The sequence below is a fragment of the Bacillus sp. AFS001701 genome, from assembly GCF_002559405.1.
In the GTDB taxonomy this organism is placed as follows: Bacteria; Bacillota; Bacilli; order Bacillales; family Bacillaceae_G; genus Gottfriedia.
Map to the genome: position 1 here is coordinate 1 of NZ_NTZO01000747.1, position 925 is coordinate 925.

Annotated in this window: 1 protein-coding gene; it reads right to left on the minus strand. The window is 27.6% G+C overall.

Annotation, left to right across the window (positions count from 1 at the left end):
• Window positions 1-196 precede the first annotated feature (196 nt).
• On the minus strand, window positions 197-814 hold the full coding sequence (locus CN514_RS24970) for a TetR/AcrR family transcriptional regulator (RefSeq protein ID WP_176526087.1): 618 nt from the start codon (window positions 812-814) through the stop codon (window positions 197-199).
• Between the last annotated feature and the right edge of the window lie 111 nt (window positions 815-925).

The window sequence follows — 925 nt, forward strand, 5'->3', positions numbered from 1 at the left end:
CTTATTAATACATAGATAAACAAATAATTCTAATTTGGACTGAATTCATCGTGATTCCTCCTTTCCAATTAAAACTGACTATTAAGTTTATTTTATTCTATGATTAGTGTATGTCGTTCGCTTTATTTTTAACATAAAAAATTTTCTGAATTTAAAGTTTTAGGTAGGAAAGTTTTCACCTTCTCTACCAAAAACTTTAATTTTGAATGACTATATAAGACATAATCATTTCTTCTGCGGCTTTAAATTGTGCTTTGTAAATTTCATCTTCTTCAACAACTGAATAATGTAAGCAAATGCCATCGATATTAGCCCAAAACAGACTAGAAATAATATCAGGATCGATTGTTTTCTTAAATTCACCAGATGCTATTCCTTGTTTAATAATTTCACTTAAAAATAAACGATATTGATTTTTGTACCTTTCAATCATTATGGCTTGTAGATTTTCATGCCTAGCTGAATTAATCCAAAACTCCATATGGACTCTAATCATATTCCGCCATTTTTCTGTTAAAGAAATTTCACTATACATTTGAAATAACTCTTTTAACTTATCTTTTGATGAACTAATATTTTGAAATCGTTGATTAATTTTTTCAAATGTTTGGACTGTTCTTTCTTGCATTAACGTTAAATAGAGCTCTTCCTTACTTTTAAAATAATTATAAATTAGCCCTTTACTCGTTTTAGAATATGCAACAATATCATCCATTGTAGTCGTATGATATCCCTTTTCTCCAAAACATTTTAAAGCACTTTCAAGAAGACTCTCTCTTTTGCGTTCTTTGTAATCATCTGAGACTTTTGGCATTGAACACATTCCTTTACTCAATAAATATATTTAAACTGACTGATTAGTTTAGTTTATCAACTAAATTTTGGAATTTCAAGAGAATATTCGAAATAATCACACGATTATTTT

What these genes read in the sequence shown, in the direction of transcription:
- CN514_RS24970 (WP_176526087.1), bottom strand. Translation starts at nt 814, where the DNA reads ATGCCAAAAGTCTCAGATGATTACAAAGAACGCAAAAGAGAGAGTCTT.